Source organism: Jiella soli (genome assembly GCF_020615385.1).
In the GTDB taxonomy this organism is placed as follows: Bacteria; Pseudomonadota; Alphaproteobacteria; order Rhizobiales; family Rhizobiaceae; genus VKMB-3413.
Map to the genome: position 1 here is coordinate 20022 of NZ_JAJAVB010000027.1, position 17130 is coordinate 37151.

Annotated in this window: 15 protein-coding genes; 10 read left to right on the forward strand and 5 right to left on the reverse strand. The window is 67.7% G+C overall.

The genetic code is table 11. The annotated features are described in order from the left end of the window. Positions 1-200: 200 nt before the first annotated feature. From LH400_RS18605 to LH400_RS18615, 3 genes are all read right to left on the reverse strand, one after another. Complete coding sequence (locus tag LH400_RS18605; RefSeq protein WP_229154636.1) at positions 201-1427, reverse strand: adenylate/guanylate cyclase domain-containing protein; 1227 nt, start codon at positions 1425-1427, stop codon at positions 201-203. A 261-nt stretch (positions 1428-1688) separates the two neighbouring features. Beyond that, positions 1689-1826 carry a hypothetical protein gene (locus LH400_RS18610; protein ID WP_229154638.1) on the reverse strand — a complete coding sequence of 46 codons (138 nt, stop codon included), beginning with the start codon at positions 1824-1826 and terminating at the stop codon, positions 1689-1691. Continuing rightward, entirely contained in the window at positions 1823-2761 is a 939-nt protein-coding gene (locus LH400_RS18615; protein WP_229154640.1) for a sugar kinase, read from the reverse strand. The genes LH400_RS18610 and LH400_RS18615 overlap by 4 nt, the downstream gene beginning before the upstream one ends. An 850-nt stretch (positions 2762-3611) precedes the next feature. Here LH400_RS18615 and LH400_RS18620 point away from each other — a divergent pair. The 3 genes from LH400_RS18620 to LH400_RS18630 all read left to right on the forward strand — a co-directional run bounded on the left by LH400_RS18620 (position 3612) and on the right by LH400_RS18630 (position 8912). Next, positions 3612-4808 (forward strand): efflux RND transporter periplasmic adaptor subunit, encoded by a 1197-nt coding sequence (locus LH400_RS18620; protein ID WP_229154642.1) that lies wholly within the window; start codon positions 3612-3614, stop codon positions 4806-4808. 169 nt (positions 4809-4977) lie between these two features. Beyond that, positions 4978-8166 (forward strand): efflux RND transporter permease subunit, encoded by a 3189-nt coding sequence (locus LH400_RS18625; protein ID WP_229154644.1) that lies wholly within the window; start codon positions 4978-4980, stop codon positions 8164-8166. Positions 8167-8285: 119 nt separating this feature from the next. After that, positions 8286-8912, forward strand: coding sequence for a TetR/AcrR family transcriptional regulator (locus LH400_RS18630; RefSeq protein WP_229154645.1), 627 nt, complete (start codon positions 8286-8288; stop codon positions 8910-8912). Positions 8913-8971: 59 nt separating this feature from the next. On the opposite strand, the gene LH400_RS18635 is transcribed toward LH400_RS18630, so the two are convergent. Both LH400_RS18635 and LH400_RS18640 read right to left on the reverse strand, forming a co-directional pair. Beyond that, positions 8972-9889: an NAD-dependent epimerase/dehydratase family protein gene (locus tag LH400_RS18635; RefSeq protein WP_229154646.1), complete on the reverse strand. Its 918-nt coding sequence runs from the start codon at positions 9887-9889 to the stop codon at positions 8972-8974. A gap of 35 nt (positions 9890-9924) precedes the next feature. Then, a complete protein-coding gene (locus LH400_RS18640; protein ID WP_229154647.1) occupies positions 9925-10566 on the reverse strand; it encodes a cysteine hydrolase family protein in 642 nt (213 codons plus the stop codon). Between the two features lie 171 nt (positions 10567-10737). Between LH400_RS18640 and LH400_RS18645 the strand changes: the two genes are divergently transcribed. From LH400_RS18645 to LH400_RS18675, 7 genes are all read left to right on the forward strand, one after another. Further along, positions 10738-11538 carry an ABC transporter ATP-binding protein gene (locus tag LH400_RS18645; RefSeq protein ID WP_229154648.1) on the forward strand — a complete coding sequence of 267 codons (801 nt, stop codon included), beginning with the start codon at positions 10738-10740 and terminating at the stop codon, positions 11536-11538. Next, the gene (locus LH400_RS18650) at positions 11525-12250 is read left to right on the forward strand and encodes an ABC transporter ATP-binding protein (protein WP_229154649.1); all 726 of its coding nucleotides are present in this window, start codon (positions 11525-11527) and stop codon (positions 12248-12250) included. Before LH400_RS18645 ends, LH400_RS18650 begins: the two co-directional genes overlap by 14 nt. Next, positions 12250-13146: a branched-chain amino acid ABC transporter permease gene (locus LH400_RS18655; RefSeq protein ID WP_229154650.1), complete on the forward strand. Its 897-nt coding sequence runs from the start codon at positions 12250-12252 to the stop codon at positions 13144-13146. Before LH400_RS18650 ends, LH400_RS18655 begins: the two co-directional genes overlap by 1 nt. After that, positions 13143-14174, forward strand: a complete 1032-nt coding sequence (locus tag LH400_RS18660) for a branched-chain amino acid ABC transporter permease (protein ID WP_229154651.1) — start codon at positions 13143-13145, stop codon at positions 14172-14174. The genes LH400_RS18655 and LH400_RS18660 overlap by 4 nt, the downstream gene beginning before the upstream one ends. Positions 14175-14188: 14 nt before the next feature. Continuing rightward, on the forward strand, positions 14189-15355 hold the full coding sequence (locus tag LH400_RS18665; RefSeq protein WP_229154653.1) for an ABC transporter substrate-binding protein: 1167 nt from the start codon (positions 14189-14191) through the stop codon (positions 15353-15355). A gap of 66 nt (positions 15356-15421) precedes the next feature. Beyond that, the gene (locus LH400_RS18670; protein ID WP_229154655.1) at positions 15422-16213 is read left to right on the forward strand and encodes an N-formylglutamate amidohydrolase; all 792 of its coding nucleotides are present in this window, start codon (positions 15422-15424) and stop codon (positions 16211-16213) included. Next, entirely contained in the window at positions 16210-17100 is an 891-nt protein-coding gene (locus LH400_RS18675) for a MurR/RpiR family transcriptional regulator (protein WP_229154657.1), read from the forward strand. Before LH400_RS18670 ends, LH400_RS18675 begins: the two co-directional genes overlap by 4 nt. Positions 17101-17130 lie beyond the last annotated feature (30 nt).

Sequence of the window (17130 nt, forward strand, 5' to 3'; positions counted from 1 at the left end):
GCGAATGCCACAGCGTGATGCGGCGGCGCCTGCTGCCGCTCATGCCACTTCGTCGGGGGGACGCTCTTCGAATGTCCGGATCGATGAGGCGGTCGGTTCTGCGGGTCTCGTCGGTGGACCGGAAGGGCACCTGCGCTCCTCTCCGCCAATGTCACCGCTGAAATCTCCCCTTCGGGGCTGTCCCGTCTCGCCTGCGCGGATCACCCCTTTTGGACGAGGGCGAAGACCTCCATCGCTTCCTCGACGCCGCGAAGGGGGAAGGTCCCGACACTTTCGAGATCCGCGCCGCAGCCGGCTTCTTCGGCGAAGGCTCGGGATACGAGAACCGGCCGGTTCACCACCTTGGTCAGATCCTCCAGACGGGCGGCCGCATTGACCGCCGGACCGATCACCGTGAAGTCGAGCCGCCTCTGCGAACCGATATTGCCGTACATGACGTCGCCGAGATGGATGCCGACGCCGTAGCGCAGCGCGTCCCGGCCCTGGCGCCGTCGCTGCTCGTTCAGGCGATCCATCGCCTGCCGCGCCTCGGCGACCGAGCGCAGGAGATCGCGACACGGTTCGGGGCGATCCATCGGGAAGATCGCCAGCAGGCCGTCGCCGATGAACTTCAGGATTTCTCCGCCATTGCGCTCGATCGGCTCGCAGAGCGCGTCGAAATAGCTGTTGAGCATTTCGATGATGTCGTCGCGCGGCCACAGGTCGGATATGTGCGTGAAATCGCGCAGGTCGCAGAGCAGGATGGCCGCGCGCACCGTCTTGCCGCTGCCGCGGGTGATCGCCCCGGCGAGGATCTCCTCGCTGGCATGATGGCCGACATAGGTCTCGAGAAGAGTGCGCGCCAAGCGGTTCTTCAGGCGGATCTCGGTGACGAGGGAAAGGATCGGCGGCAGGCTGGAGAGGCAGGCGAGGTGCTCTTCGGAAAAGCCGGCGGGATTGGCGGACGCGAAGCTGACGACGTGCCGGCGGCCCAGGCTGTGGACGAGCGGCCAGGCGACGTAGTCGGTCAGGCCCTCGTCGCGCAGCTGCGCGAACATGGGAATTGCGGCCGCGTCGACATCGTCCCCGGCAAGTCTCCAGCGCACCTCGTCCTGGCCGCCATGGACCAGGGCGATCGGGCTGCCGCCATAGCCGATCGTCTCCAGAGTCCCGTGCTCGAATGTCCGGATTTCCGCCTCGGAAACGCCCTTCCGCCAGACGATCCGCGCCCCGAACCAGAGCGGGTGCTCGATGCGGAAATGCAGCGTCGCCCGGGCCAGGGGCAGGCCGGCGGCGGCGAGCCGGTCGCACAGATCCTGAAAGATGACGTCGATGAACCGCTCCTGCGCGGTTCCCCGCGTGAGCCAGTCGAGGATCTCGCTCGGCACCGAGCGCGGACCGGCTCCCTCGCAGATCGACGAAGGAGCCGCAACGATATTCTCGCTCATGGCGAATAGTCCCCGTGCTTCGAGCAAAGCCGCTTCTGCCGAGACGAATGGCCCATTTCAAGGCATCGCAAAGGCCGCTCGCGGCAGGCCGCAGCCTCTGCTGCGCGCCGCCGGCCGTTGCCGGTCCTTCCTCGCGCGCCTGCTGGGCCGCCGGATTGCGCCCGCCGCGTTCAGGCATCAGCCTGTGCGTCGGCGCCTTCTCCATCCGGGCGACAGAGCGTCCATCGATACCGAACGGCTGCAAATATCGAAAACGGCCGCCTAGCGGGTGTCGGTGGCGAAGGCGTAGTCGTCGAGGACCGATTCGACGCTGGCAATCAGGAGCCGCCGCGCCGTCGGCTGCACGGCACCGGCGGCGACCCTTTCGTAGAGCCGGCCGAGGTCGGTGGCGCTGCTCATGTCCGGCTTTCCAGGAAGGCTTCGGCTTCGGCGAGGCTCGCGGTGCCGGCCATCGGCCCCTTCTTCGTCACGGCCAGCGCGCCGCAGGCATTGGCGAGGCGGAGCGCCCGCTCGGTCTCATCGCCGCGAAGCCAGAAGCTGACGAAGGCTGCGCCGAAGCAGTCGCCGGCGCCGGTCGGGTCGACTTCCTCGACCGCGAAGGCCGGGGAATGCACCGCGCCGGAGGCGTCGTAGCAGACGGCGCCCGCCGCGCCCTTCTTGACCACGGCCGCCCGGACCCCGCGGGCGAGTATCTCCGCTGCGGCCTCGGCCTCACTACGCGCCTTTGTGAACAGGAAGAGTTCGTCGCCGCTCGGCAGGAAGACATCGGCGCGCTCCAGCACGAAGTTGAGCGCCTCGCGCATGCCGGGGGCGCTGAGGATTTCCCTGCGGATATTGGGGTCGAAGGAGACGGTGCCGCCACGGGCCTTCACGGCGTCGATACCGGCCTTGACCACCGCGATCACCCGCTCGGAGAACAGCGAGGATCCCATGACGTGGAAATGGTCGGCCGAGGCGAGCAGGCTGCGCGCCGCCGCGTCGAGCTCGATGAGCCCGCAGGCGCTATCGCGGATGTTGAAGACGAAGTTGCGGCCACCGTCGCGATTGTAGCGTACGAAGGCGCTGCCGGTGGCGGCGCCTTCGTGGACGGCGATCGCCGAGACGTCGACGCCGCTTGCCTCGAGCCGCCGGATGTTGAGGACGCCGAAATCGTCGGCGCCGACACTGGAGATGATGCCGGCTGGCTGGCCGAGGCGGCCCGCCTGGTCGATGAAGATCGCCGGCGCGCCCGAAGGGAACGGGCCGATGAGGGGGCCAGGCGTCAGAAAGGTCTGGCCGACCTGCGTCGCCATGATCTCGACCAGGATCTCCCCGGCGGTGACGATCTTTTTCATGAAACTCTCCCTCAGACCCGGACCTGCCTTTTTGCGCACGTCCGTGCAGTCGGCAAGGAGGATGACGGCGCCCTGGACGATCAATCGGGGGAAGTATGGCAGCACGTCGGATTTAAGCCGATCCTGAACGACGGGCTGGGCTGGGACTTCGAGGCGATCGGCTTCGCCGAGACGCGGCGGCTGATCGACGGCCGGGCTGCCGACCCGCGCCCTCCTCTGCGCCAACGACCGGATCGCATTCAGCGCCATGACGGCGGCCTTCGAGTGCAGACTGAGTCGGTCGCAGCGGTCGCAGCTTGCGCCAGGCTCCTTTGGAGCGATCGTCGAATGGGGCCGCCAGACCCTTCTCCTGACCCAGGCGATCAAGGAAACATTCGGCGCTGGATTATTTTTATACCGATCGGTAGTTTAATCCCTTGACCGCACCGCAGCATCATCCTACCTGATTGCTACCGCTCGGTACAGATATTCCGACCGAAATCGTATCGCCCTCAAGGTCATGGCGACCACAGGCGGGAGCACGGCAATGAACGATACCGATATCATCACCGCCGTCACTGGCCCGGCGCCTTGGACAGGCCGCTCCATCGCCGCCCGGCGCGGCGCCGGATGCCGCCGGAACAGCACCCTCCCGCCACCGGGCATCTGAGAACCGGCGGCGATAACCGCGGCGGCTGACAAAGGCCGCGGCTGGTTGGCAGCCGCGCCGACCGACCGGCCCCGATTACGCCGGCGCGAGGGACCGTCTGCCCGCCCACCAATGCGGCCCGGCCATCGCTCCGCCCGCCTCCAGCGGCTGTCGCAGAGCGGCCGCCGCAACGCCTTCCTCTCCAATCTGCGAGTGTCGAAGATGAAGAAGACCAGCATTCGTCGGCTCCTGTGGAGCTCCACCCTGTCTCTCGCGATCGCCGCCGGTGCGACCAGCGTGGCGCTGAACGATCCGGAACCTGCCATCGCGAACGAGGCGTCCGCCAAGGCTTCCGCGCCCGCAGCGGTCCCGGTTTCGGTCGCCACTGTGAAGCCGCAATCCGTGACCCTGTGGAAGGAGTTTTCGGGGCGGCTCGAAGCCGTCGACCGGGTGGAAATCCGGCCCCGGGTCGCCGGCGCGATCGAAGCCTTCCACTTCCGCGAGGGCGCGCTCGTCAAGAAGGGCGATTTGCTCGCCACCATAGACCCCGCCCCGTTCGAAGCCGCCGTCGCCCGGGCGCGCGCGGATGTCGAGGCGGCCGAGGCGCAGGTCCGTCTCGCCGCGCTCGAGGTCGATCGCGCGAAGTCGCTCGTCACCTCGCGGACCGTGTCGCAGAGCACGCTCGACCAGCGATCGAGCGCCTACGACCAGGCCGTGGCCAACGCCGACGCCGCCAGGGCGACGCTGAAGACCGCCGAACTCGACCTCGGCTACACCGAAGTCCGGGCGCCGATCGACGGCCGGATCGGCCAGATCCAGGTGACCGAGGGCAATCTCGTGGCCGCCAGCCTCGCCTCGCCGGTGCTTGCGACGCTGGTCTCTGTCGATCCGGTCTATGCGAGCTTCGATGTCGCGGCGAGCGACATCGCCGACATCCTCGCCAGCCTTCCGGAAGGCTCGGACGGGCTGCCGGCGGTGGAGAAACTGCCGGTCGAGGTCGAACGGTTCGGCGGCGCGGCGGCGAAGGATCCCGTCCGCGGCCATGTCCAGCTGATCGGCAACGAGGTGAACCCCGACAGCGGCACCCTGCGGGTCCGCGCCGCGATCGACAATCCCAAGGGCGCCTTCGTTCCCGGTGAGTTCGTCCATGTCAGGCTGGGTCAGCCCAAGCCGCAGGATGCGCTGATGATCAGCGAGACGGCTGTCGGGACGGACCAGGATCGCAAATACGTCCTCGTCGTCGGCGACGACCGGAAGGTGGAATACCGCAAGGTCGAGCTCGGCGCCTCCGTCGACGGTCTGCGCGTCGTCTCCGACGGGCTGAAGCCCGGCGAGCAGATCGTCCTCGTCGGGATCCAGTCGCTGGCGCCCGGCACTCTCGTCTCCCCCGAACCCGTCGCGCTGGCCGCCGCCAACTGACGCGCGACGGGGCGGACGGCCCGGCCAACCTCCAGGCCGGGCCGTCGTCACCGTAGAGAATCCACAGCCGCAACCCCTCCTCCCTTCGGCGTGCCAGAGCAGCGCCGGGGGTGGCGCAATAACTGCGTATCAAGCGCCCGGCACGGCCGAACGCTCGGAGCGACGTCCCATGAACATCTCGAAGTTCTTCATCGATCGCCCGGTCTTCGCTGGGGTCCTGTCCGTCCTCATCCTGATCTGCGGCCTGCTCGGCATGCGCGCGCTGCCGATCTCGGAATATCCCGAGGTCGTGCCGCCCTCGATCGTGGTTCGCGCCCAGTATCCCGGCGCCAATCCCAAGGTCATCGCCGAGACCGTGGCGACGCCGATCGAGGAGGAGATCAACGGCGTCGAGGGCATGCTCTACATGTCCAGCCAGGCGACGGCCGACGGCGCGCTGACGCTCACCGTCACCTTCGCGCTCGGCACCGATCCCGACAAGGCGCAGCAGCTCGTCCAGAACCGCGTGAGCCAGGCCGAACCGCGCCTGCCGGAAGAGGTTCGCTCGCTCGGCATCACCACCAAGAAGAGCTCGCCCGACCTGATGATGGTCGTCCACCTCGTCTCGCCGGACGGGCGCTACGACCTCAAATATCTGCGCAACTACGCCGTCATCAACGTCAAGGACCGTCTGGCCCAGATACCCGGCGTCGGCGACGTCCAGGTGTTCGGCTCCGGCGACTATTCGATGCGGATCTGGCTTGATCCGCAGAAGGTGGCCGAGGAAGGCCTGTCGGCGAGCGACGTCGTGGCGGCGATCCGCGAGCAGAACGTTCAGGCCGCCGCTGGCCAGATCGGCGCGCCGCCGACCGACGGCGACATCGCGCTTCAGCTCTCGGTCAATGCGGAGGGACGGCTGAACACGCCGGAGGCCTTCGGCGACATCATCGTCAAGACCGCGCCGAACGGCGCCGTCGTCCATCTGCGCGACATCGCCCGGATCGAACTCGGCGCGTCGGGCTATTCCCTGCGCTCGCTGCTCGGCGGGAAGCCGGCCGTTGCTCTGCCGATCTTCCAGTCGCCGGGCTCGAACGCCATCGCGGTCTCCGATCAGATCCACGCGACGATGGAGGAGCTGCAGTCCCGCATGCCGCAGGGTGTCCATTACGAGATCGTCTACGACACGACGCAGTTCGTGCGCGCCTCGATCAAGGCCGTGGTTCATACCCTGCTCGAGGCCGTGGTGCTCGTCGTCATCGTCGTCATCGTCTTCCTGCAGACCTGGCGCGCCTCGATCATTCCGCTGATCGCGGTGCCGGTGTCGATCGTCGGCACGTTCGGCGCGCTCTACGTCCTCGGCTTCTCGATCAATGCGCTCAGCCTCTTCGGCCTGGTGCTGGCGATCGGCATCGTGGTCGACGACGCGATCGTCGTCGTCGAGAATGTCGAACGCAATATCGAGGAGGGCCTCGCGCCGCGCCAGGCGACCTACAAGGCGATGCGCGAGGTCTCCGGCCCGATCGTCGCGATCGCGCTGGTGCTGGTCGCCGTCTTCGTCCCGCTCGCCTTCATCTCCGGCCTGACCGGCCAGTTCTACCGCCAGTTCGCCGTGACCATCGCGATCTCGACGGTGATCTCGGCGGTCAATTCCCTGACGCTGTCGCCGGCGCTGGCGGCGCTGCTCCTCAAGGGCCACGGCGCCAAGAAGGATTTCCTGACGCGGACGATGGACTTCCTCTTCGGCTGGTTCTTCCGCGGCTTCAACCGCGCCTTCGGCTTCGGCTCCAGGACCTATGGAAAGGGTGTCGGCAAGCTGTTCTCCCGCAAGACGCTCGTCATGGGCGTCTATCTCCTCCTCGTCGCCGGCACCGTCTTCATGTTCAACCAGGTGCCCGGCGGCTTCGTGCCGGCGCAGGACAAGGGCTATCTCGTCGGCTTTGCGCAGTTGCCGGACGGCGCCAGCCTCGACCGCACCACACGCGTCGTCGAGAAGATGGACGCGATCGCGCTCGGGCAGCCCGGCGCGCAGAACACGGTGTCCTTCCCCGGCCTGTCGATCAACGGCTTCACCAACAGCTCCAATGCCGGCGTCGTCTTCGTGACCGAGAAGCCGTTCGAGGAGCGCGAGGGCCTCTCCGGCGGCGCCATCGCCGGCGCCCTCAACCAGCAATATGCGGGGATTCGCGAGGCGATAATCGCCATGTTCCCGCCGCCGCCCGTCCAGGGCCTCGGCACGATCGGCGGCTTCAAGCTGCAGCTCGAGGACCGCGCCGGCCTCGGCTACGAGGCACTCGACAAGGCGACGAACGCCTTCCTGGCGAAGGCGCGGCAGGCGCCGGAACTCGCCGGGATGTTCTCCAGCTACCGGATTTCGGTGCCGCAGCTCTTCGCCGATCTCGACCGCACCAAGGCGCACCAGCTCGGGGTTTCGGTGACGGACGTCTTCGACACGCTGCAGATCTATCTGGGCTCGCTCTACATCAACGACTTCAACAAGTTCGGCCGCACCTACTCGGTGCGGGTGCAGGCCGAGGCCACCGACCGCAGCCAGCCGGACGACATCGGCCGGCTGAAGGTCCGCTCGTCGAACGGCGCGATGGTGCCGCTCTCGGCGCTGATGACCGTCACGGCGACGGCCGGGCCGGAGCGGGCGATCCGCTACAACGGGTTTCTCTCAGCCGACATCAATGGCGGCGCGGCGCCCGGCTTTTCCTCCGGCGAGGCGCAGGCGGCGGTGGAGCGGGTGGCGGCCGAGACCCTGCCCAACGGGATCGACTTCGAATGGACCGATCTCACCTATCAGCAGATCATCGCCGGCAATTCCGGCCTGATCGTCTTTCCGCTGGCGGTCCTCCTCGTCTTCCTCGTGCTGGCCGCCCAGTACGAGAGCCTCACCCTGCCCTTCGCGATCATCATGATCGTGCCGACCGGCATCCTGGCAGCGCTGGTCGGCGTCTGGCTCGACCATGGCGACAACAACATCTTCACCCAGATCGGCTTCATCGTGCTGGTCGGCCTGTCGGCCAAGAACGCCATCCTGATCGTCGAATTCGCGCGCGACCTGGAACTCTCGGGCATGGCGACCCGCGAGGCCGCCGTCGAGGCGAGCCGGCTGCGCCTGCGCCCGATCCTGATGACCTCCGTCGCCTTCATCATGGGCGTCGTGCCGCTGGTCCTGTCGACGGGGCCGGGCGCGGAGATGCGCGCGGCCATGGGCGTCGCGGTCTTCGCCGGCATGCTCGGCGTCACCGCCTTCGGCATCTTCCTCACGCCGGTCTTCTACGTCCTGGTACGGGCCTTGTCCGGCGGCCGGCCGCTGCAGCGGATCGAGGACGCGGACGCCGCGCCGCTCGGACACGCCGAGGCAGGCACGCACTGACTCGGGGTCCCAGGGATGGGCCGGCCACCGGCCCATCCCCATTCGCTTTCGAACGGGCGCGCAATTTCCTATATGATGCCTTGAGATAGAGAAGAACGAGACGCTGCGGAGGGCGTGACATGGCCAAGGGCCGGCCCAGGGAGTTCGACGTCGACGAGGCGCTGGACAAGGCGATCGACCTGTTCTGGCGACAGGGCTACGAGGGCACGTCGCTCGCCGACCTCGTCTCGGCGATGGGGATCACCAAGCCGAGCCTCTACGCCGCTTTCGGCAACAAGGAGGAGCTGTTCAAGAAGGCCGTGGACCGCTACGCCGAGCAGCGATGGGCTCTCGTCGACGCGATCTTCGACGCCCCCTCCTCGCGGCAGGCGATCGAGCGCTTCCTGATGCTGTTCACCGGGGCCGAGCAGCCCGAGGGCGCTCCTTGCGGATGCCTCATGGTCCAGGGCGCTCTCGTCTGCAGCCCGGAGGGCAAATCCGTGAAGCAGGATCTCCTGTCGCGGCGCATGTCCAATCTGAAATGGCTCTGCGACCGCCTCGAGCACTGGAAGGCCGCGGGCGACCTGCCGCGCGATACCGATATCCAAGGCCTCGGACGCTTCGTGGCCACCATCGCCAACGGTCTGACCATCCAGTCCACCAGCGGCGCCAAGCCGGACCAGCTGAAGGCGGTGGTCGAGCAGTTCATGCAGTCATGGCCCGGCCGGCAGACGGCGGAGACCGCATCCGCCATCCGCGCGGCGTGACAGGCCGGGCGCCGAGACCCGCTGTCGATCCGAGGTAAAGGCCTGAAAGGCCTCTGCCTCTAACGAGCGTCCGAGCCGGGCGCAGGCGAAAGCGCGCTCTGCCTGAGGAAATCGGCGTAGCGGCACAGTCCGGTCTGAAGGTCGACCAGCGGCCTGTAAGCGATATCGGCGGCGGCTCTTGCGCCGTCGAATCCCGAGGGACCCTCCCTCGCCGGACCGTCGCCCAGAAGCTCGACCTCAAGGCCGGGCAGCAGCGAGCGCGCCGTCTCGATCACATGGCCGAGCGGGATCCCCTCGCCGGCCGTGACGTTGTAGATCTCGTGCCGCAGGACTTCGGCCATGGCGACACGGACGAGACCTTCGACCGCGTCGTCCACGAAGAGGTAGTGGGTGATGTCGTCCGGATGCCCCTTGAGGCTCACCCGGCGCCCCTCGATGCCCGAGCGTAACAGGTTCTCGAGGTCGGTCGGCGTGCGGCGGCCGGGGCCGTAGACCCAGGACAGGCGAACGGAGACTGCACCCAGCCCCTGTTCGCGGCGATAGGCGAGCACCGCCAGCTCGGCGGCGGCCTTGCTCGCGCCGTAGACATTGTCGGGGGCCGGCGACACCTCCTCGTCGACGATCCCGCGGCTTCGGCTGCCATAGACCTCGCTCGTCGAGCACGCGATCACGCGCGAGACCCCATGGCGCCTCGCCGCCTCCAGGATATTCGCCGTACCGAGCGCGTTGATGCGCCAGATATCCAGCGGCCGGTCCGCCATGACCATCGGCCCCGAGACGGCCCCACAATGCAGGATCGTGCCAGGCGCAGCCTGTCCGATCAGCGCCTCGACATCTGCCGCCTTCGTCAGGTCGCACGGTGCGAGAGGCTTGCCGTCCGGGGCCGGGCCCGCCAGATCCGAGGCGACGACGGCGACGCCGAGCGCATCCAGCCTGCGGACGAGGGCCGCGCCGACGAAGCCGGCGGCTCCTGTCACGAGGACCCGCCCGAGTTCCCGCCGCCCGGCCGACATCACGACGCCGACAGTTCGGCGAGGAGTTCCTCGGTGCTGCGCTGGCGGCAATAGCCGGCGATCGCCCGCACCGAAGCCTGCTGGCGCTCCTGCGTGAAGGTCGCGCAGGCGTCAGGCACGAGCGTCACGAGATAGCCGAGATCGCAGGCATCGCGGACGGCCGATTCCACGCACTGGTCGGTGACGACGCCGCAGAGGATCAGCTGCTTTATCTCCAGGTTGCGCAGGACGTAGTCGATATTGGTCGAGATGAAGACGCTCGACGAGGTCTTCGGGATGACCATCTCGTCCGCACCCGGCGCCAGCACGTCCGGCACCTTGGCGTCCCAGGAACCCTTCGCGACGTCGATGCCGGAGATCTTGTAGTCGAGGCTGCGGTCGCGGCCGTCTTCCGTCTGGTTCTCGATCAGCGTGTAGAGCACCTCGATGCCGGCCTGCCGGCAGGCCTTCTGGATCCGCTGCATGTTCGGAAGCGCCATCGTCTCCATGCGACCCAGATAGTAGGCGCGCTCCGCCTCGTCCGGCCCGCCGGGGCTCTTGAACTCGCCGCCCTCGCGGTGCGCGGTGTAGTTCTGGACGTCGATGAACAAGAGCGCCGTCTGCTTCGGCACTACCGGAATTTCCCGACTGTAGGACGTCATTGCCACCTCTGATCGAATCCCCTCGCGCAGGACTGTCCATTGCCTGCGCAAGCTTATTTTTAGGGCATTTCGGGCCTTGTAACAAATGAAATGCGCATGCTAGCCTTCTAACAAATGAAAGATGCCACGGGGAAAGCCCGTCATGAGCAGCGCGAGGCAGGCAGCGGATCGATGGCATCGGCAACCGAAGCCCTCCTGAAGGTCGACGATCTCCGCAAGGATTTCGGTGGCGTGAAGGCCCTCGACGGGGTCACCTTCTCGCTGGCTGAGGGCGAGCTCGCCGGCTTGATCGGGCCCAACGGCTCCGGCAAGACGACCGCCTTCAACCTGCTGACCGGCGTCCTGAAGCCGACGGCCGGCACGATCCGCTTCCGGGGCGAGCCCGTCGGCGGCAATCCGCCGGAGCGCAACGCCGCCCTGGGCATGGCGCGGACCTTCCAGAACATCCGCCTGTTCCGCGAACTGCCCGTCCTCGACAATGTGATGGTCGGCGTCCACATGCGCCACGGCCCGGGATTCGTGCCGACGATCTTCCGCCTGCCCTCGGCGCGACGGTCGGAGCGCGCCATCCGCGAGCGGGCGCTGGCGACGCTGGAGATCCTCGGCCTCGAGAAGCGCACCAACGACGTCGTCGGCAATCTGCCCTATGGCGACCAGCGCAAGGTCGAGTTCGCGCGGGCGCTCGCGAGCGAACCGAGCCTCCTGCTCCTCGACGAACCGACCGCCGGCATGAACCCGCAGGAGACGGCCGATCTCGGCGAGACGATCCGGCGGCTCCACCACGAGCTCGCGATCACGACGCTTCTGGTCGAGCACGACATGAAGATGGTCATGGGCCTGTGCCAGCGCATCATCGTCTTCAACCAGGGCCGCCTCCTCGCAGAGGGGACGCCGGAAGAGACCCAGAGGAATCCGAAGGTCATCGAGGCCTATCTCGGCCGACGCAGGAAGAGCGCCGATGCTGCGGCTTGAGGACCTCAACGTGCGCCGCGGCGGCACCCATGCGCTTCGCGGCATCGGCCTTGAGGTGAAGGCCGGCGAGATCGTCGCGCTGATCGGAGCGAACGGCGCCGGCAAGACCACCACGCTTGCCACCATCTCCGGCCTGCTGCGACCGCAGGGCGGCCGGATCCTGTTCACGCCGGAGGTGGACGGCGAACCTCTGGACCTGTCGAGAATGAAGGCGGACGCCATCGTCGCGGCCGGCATCTCGCACTGTCCCGAGGGGCGCCAGGTCTTCGCGAACCTGACGGTGACGGAGAACCTCAGGATCGGTGCCTATCTGCGCCGCGACAAGGCGGCGATCGACAAGGACGTAAAGGACATCCAGGCGATGTTCCCGATCCTGAAGGAGCGCGGGTCGGTGCCCGGCGACCGGCTGTCGGGCGGCGAGCAGATGATGCTGGTGATCGGCCGCGCGCTGATGAGCCGCCCGAAGCTCCTGCTCCTCGACGAGCCTTCGCTCGGGCTCGCGCCGCAGCTCGTCGAGCAGATCTTCGAAATCCTTGAGAGAATCCGGAGCGAAGGCGTGACCGTCCTCCTCGTCGAGCAGAACGCCGCCATGGCCCTCGAACTGGCCGACCGCGCCTATGTGCTGGAGGCCGGCTCCCTCGTCCTGTCGGGAACCGGCAGGGACCTTGCGCAGGATGCCGAGGTCCGGCGCGCCTATCTCGGGGCGGCGTGATGACCGGTTCCTACATCCTCGCCCAGCTCGTCAACGGCCTGATCCTCGGCTCGATGTATGCGCTGATCGCCATCGGCTTCTCGATGATCTACGGCATCGTCAGGCTGATCAACTTCGCCCATGGCGACATTTTCACGATCGGCGCCTTCGCGACCCTCGCCAGCCTCGCCCTCGTTCACGCGCCTTTCCCGCTCGCCGTCGCGATCGTCCTGGCCGCCGGCGCGCTGGCTGGCGTGATCATCGAGCGCGCCGCCTTCCGCCCGATGCGCGGGGCGCCCCAGGTCACCGGCTTCATCGCCTCGCTCGCCGTCGCGATCATCCTCGAGAACCTCGCCGTCCTCACGATCACGGCGCAGCCGCGCACCTTCACCGTTCCGGCCTATCTCGGCCAGCTCATCACCTTCGGCGACCTGAGTTTCCGGGTCATCGACGCCGTCATCGTCGTCTTCGCAATCGTCCTGATGATCGCGCTCGTCTGCTTCGTGCGCTTCACCAGGGTGGGCGTCGCGATGCGGGCGACGGCGGAGAACTACGACGTCGCAAGGCTCATGGGCATCAACATCGACCGGATGATCAGCATGGCGTTCGCGATCGGCAGCGCGCTTGCGGCGACGGCCGGTCTGATGTGGGGCAGCAAATACGGTCAGATCAGCCCGCTGATGGGTCTCCTGCCGGGTCTCAAGGCGTTCGTCGCGGCGGTCATCGGCGGCGTCGGCTCGATCACCGGCGCGATGCTCGGCGGCTACGTTCTCGGCCTGTCCGAAGTGCTGTTCGTGGGGCTGCTGCCGCCGGAGTTCTCCGGCTATCGCAATGCCTTCGTCTTCGGCACGCTGATCCTCGTCCTCCTGGTCATGCCGAACGGTCTGCTCGGCCGCAGCACGGAGACGCGGGCATGAGCGGGCGCGACACCTTCCTGCCGCGCTTTGCCGCCGCGGCAGCCATAGGGGGCCTGCTGGTCTGGACCGCACGAGCCAATTTCGACCCCTACATCCTGTCGATCATCCAGTTCGCAGGCCTCAACGTCATCCTCGCGGTGAGCCTCAACATCACCAACGGCTTCGTCGGCCTGTTCTCGCTCGGCCATCCGGCCTTCATGACCGTCGGCGGCTACGTCACCGCGATCCTGGTGATGCCCTCGGCCCGCAAGGGCCTGATGCTGCCGGACCTGCCGGCCTTCCTCGTCTCGCAGGAATGGCCCTTCCTGCCGGCATTGCTCATGGGCGGCCTGGCGGCGACGGTCGTCGCGGTGGTGGTCGGCTTCCCCGTCTTGAGGCTGCGGGGGCACTACCTCGCCGTCGCGACGCTCGGCCTGATCTTCATCGTACAGAGCTTCGCGGTGAACCTTCGCGGCATCACCCGCGGCGCGCTCGGTCTCAGCGGACTGCCGGCCCACACGACGCTCTGGTGGGTGTTCGGCTTCATGCTGGTGACGATCTACGTCTGCTGGCAGCTGAAGCACTCCTCGCTCGGCCGCACCATGCTGGCGATCCGCGAGAACGAGCTCGCCGCCGCCTGCCTCGGCGTCAAGGTCGCCCGCACCCGCATCCTGGCCTTCGCCCTCGGCGCCTTCTTCGCAGGCGTGGCGGGCGGGCTGTGGGCGCATCTGGTGACGCTGATCAGCCCCAGCTCCTTCTCCTTCCTCCTCGCCTTCCAGCTCGTGGTGATGATCGTCATCGGCGGATCCGGGTCGATCACGGGCGTCGCGCTGGTCGCGGCCGGCCTGACGATCCTCACCGAGATGCTGCGCCCGATCGAGGAAGCGGCGGACCTTTTCGGCGCCAGCCAGATCATCGTCGCCGTAGGCGTCATCCTCGTCCTCATCTATCGGCCGTCCGGCCTGTTCGGCACGGTCGAGCCAGATTTCTTCGCGTGGATCAGGCGTCCCTTCGCCCGGTCCAAAACCCCCGCCGGGTCGACCGGCTAGAGAGGAGAAGTCCCATGCCGAACTGGAAATCGAGACTGTCGGCGGCGGTCGCCGTCGCCGCGATGACGGCGACAACGGCCCTTCCCGCCTTCGCGCAGGAGGCGATCAACATCGCCGTGCTCTACAACGTGTCGAGCGGTGGCCTTGCTTCGCTGGACGTGCCCTCGCTGAACGGCGTGAAGCTGAAGGCGAAGATAATCAACGACGCGGGCGGCCTGCTCGACGGCCGCATGATCGACGTCACGGCGATCGACACCAAGAACGACACCGGCGAGACGGCGACCGCCGCCAAGCGCGCCGTGTCGATCGACAACCTCGTCGCCGGCATCGGCCAGAGCGACACGACGTTCGCGCTGGCCGCCGCGCCGCTGTTCCAGTCGGCCGGCATTCCCTTCGTCACCTCCGGCGCGACCTCGCCCGACCTGCCGACGATGGTTGGCGATCAGATGTTCCTCGTTCCCTTCGGCGACGACGTCCAGGCGCATGCCATGGCCGAATACGCCTACAACAAGCTCGGGATCAAGAATGTCGCCGTGTGGACCGACAACGCCATGGACTACACCACCGGCCTGTCGAAATACTTCAAGGAGCGCTTCACCGAGCTCGGCGGCAAGATCGTGCTCGAAGACGCCTACATGACGACCGACCAGGACTTCTCGGCGCAGGTCGCGCGGCTGAAGTCGACCGACGGCGTCGACGGCGTCTTTGCTTCCTCCGGGCCCGACACGGCCGGCATCATCGTCAAGCAGATCCGGGAAGCCGGCCTCGACATGCCGATCATGGCCGGAGACGGCTTCGACACCGACCTCGTCACCAGCGTTCCCGGTCCGAAGCTCGCCGAGAACATCTACTTCACGACGCACGCCTATGTCGGCCTCGACAGCGGCCCGGCGAACGAGTTCCGCCAGGCCTACGAGAAGGAATACGGCCGTGAGCCGGAGAACGCCTTCGCCGCGCTCGGCTACGACGCGATGGGCCTCGTTGCCGACGCGATCAAGCGGGCGGGCTCGGCCGATCCGGCCGAAGTGAGCAAGGCGCTCGCCGCGACCGACGGATACCAGGCGGTCACCGGCACCATCTCCTATCCGGCGGACAGCCACGTGCCGACGAAGCCGGTAGCGATCATGCATGTCGTCGGCGGCGACGTGACGTTCGAGACCACCGTTACCCCGAAGGGCTGAGAAGCCGCGACGGGCGGCCCCTGCGCCAGTCGCCGGGGCCGCCGCTTCTCGCGGCGGGAGGCAAGCTTGAGCGTCATCGACAGACTTCTGCAGGATGGGGACCCCGCTCCATTCGGGACCGAGAACGGGGACGGCCGATTCCCCATTCTCTTCGCATCAGACCACGCCGGCCGCGCCATTCCGAAGGCGCTCGGGCGGCTCGGCCTCGACGAGGTGGCGCTCGCCCGCCACGTCGCCTACGACATCGGCATCTACGGCGTGACGACGCGGCTCGCGAAGACGCTCGACGCGACCTACGTCTTCCAGCCCTATTCGCGCCTGGTGATCGACTGCAACCGCCGGCCCGGCAATGCCCAGTCGGTCCTCGCGGTCAGCGACGGCACCACGGTTCCCGGCAACGAAGGCATCGAGCCCGCCGCGGTGGAGGCGCGCCGCCGCGAGATCCTCGAGCCCTATCATCGCGAGATCGAGCGGGTGCTCGCCGACCGGCAGGCACGCGCGCAGCCGACGGCGCTGTTCGCGATGCACAGCTGCACGCCGCTGTTCGGCGGCGAGACAGGCCCCCGGCCCTGGCATATCGGCGTCCTCGCCAACCGGGACTGGCGGATCGGCGACGCGCTGATCGAGATCCTGACCAAGGAGACCGACCTCTGCGTCGGCCGCAACCAGCCCTACAGCGTCGACGAGGAATCCGACTACACGATACCGCTGCACGCGGAAGCGAACGGCCTTCCCTATGTCGAGATCGAGATCCGGCAGGACCTAATCGGCGACGAGGCCGGTCAGCGCGAATGGGCGGAGCTGTGCGCCTCGGTCTTTCCGCGGGCGCTCGAGCGCTCGGGCGTGGTCGCCGCGTGAGCAAGGACGCTTCCGCTCCACCTGTCGATCCGGCGGATGTGCCGTCGATCCAGGAGCGGGTGCGGCAGGCCCTGCCCGACTTCACCGAGGCCGAGGGCCGCGTCGCCCATGCGCTGCTCGGGGATTACCCGGTCGCCGGCCTGGAGACGGTCGCAAAGCTCGCGCGGCGCGCCGGCACCAGCGGGCCGACCATCCTGCGCTTCGTCGGCCGGCTGGGCTTTGCGAGCTACGCCGCCTTCCAGGAGGCGCTGCGCAGCGAGATCCACACCCGCCTGCAGGGGCCGCTGTCGCGCTACTCCTCGCTGCGGCGGGACGACGAGGCCGACCTCACCCGCCAGGTCTCGGAGGCCCTGCGCCGCAACATCGAGGGAGCCGCGCGCAACACCTCGCCGGAGGATCTTGCCGCCATCGTGGATCAGCTCTGCGATCCCGGCCGCAACGCCTTCTTCCTCGGCGGCCGGTTCAGCTGGATGCTCGCCTCCTATTTCCACCACTACCTGCGCGAGCTGAGGCCCGGAGCCCGCATCATCCGCGATTCGAGCGCCGCCTGGGCCGACTACCTCCTCGACGTTAGGGCCGGCGACGTCCTCGTCGTGTTCGACTTCCGCCGCTATCAAAACGACGTCCTCGAATTCGCACGGGGAGCGTCGGCGCAGGGCGCGTCCGTCGTCCTCGTCACCGACGTCTGGTACTCGCCGATCGCCGCCTTCGCCGACTATGCGATCGCCTGCCCCGTCGGCATACCCAGCGCCTTCGACAGCGGCGTCAGCGGCCTCGCCATCGTCGAGATGCTGGTTGCCGGCGTGGTGGAAAAGCTCGGCGAGACGGCGAAGGACCGGATCGCCGCCCTCGAAACTTTGCGCAAAACCTACAATCTCGGAGACTGACGATGCCGCCGCGCCGATTCGATCCCGTGC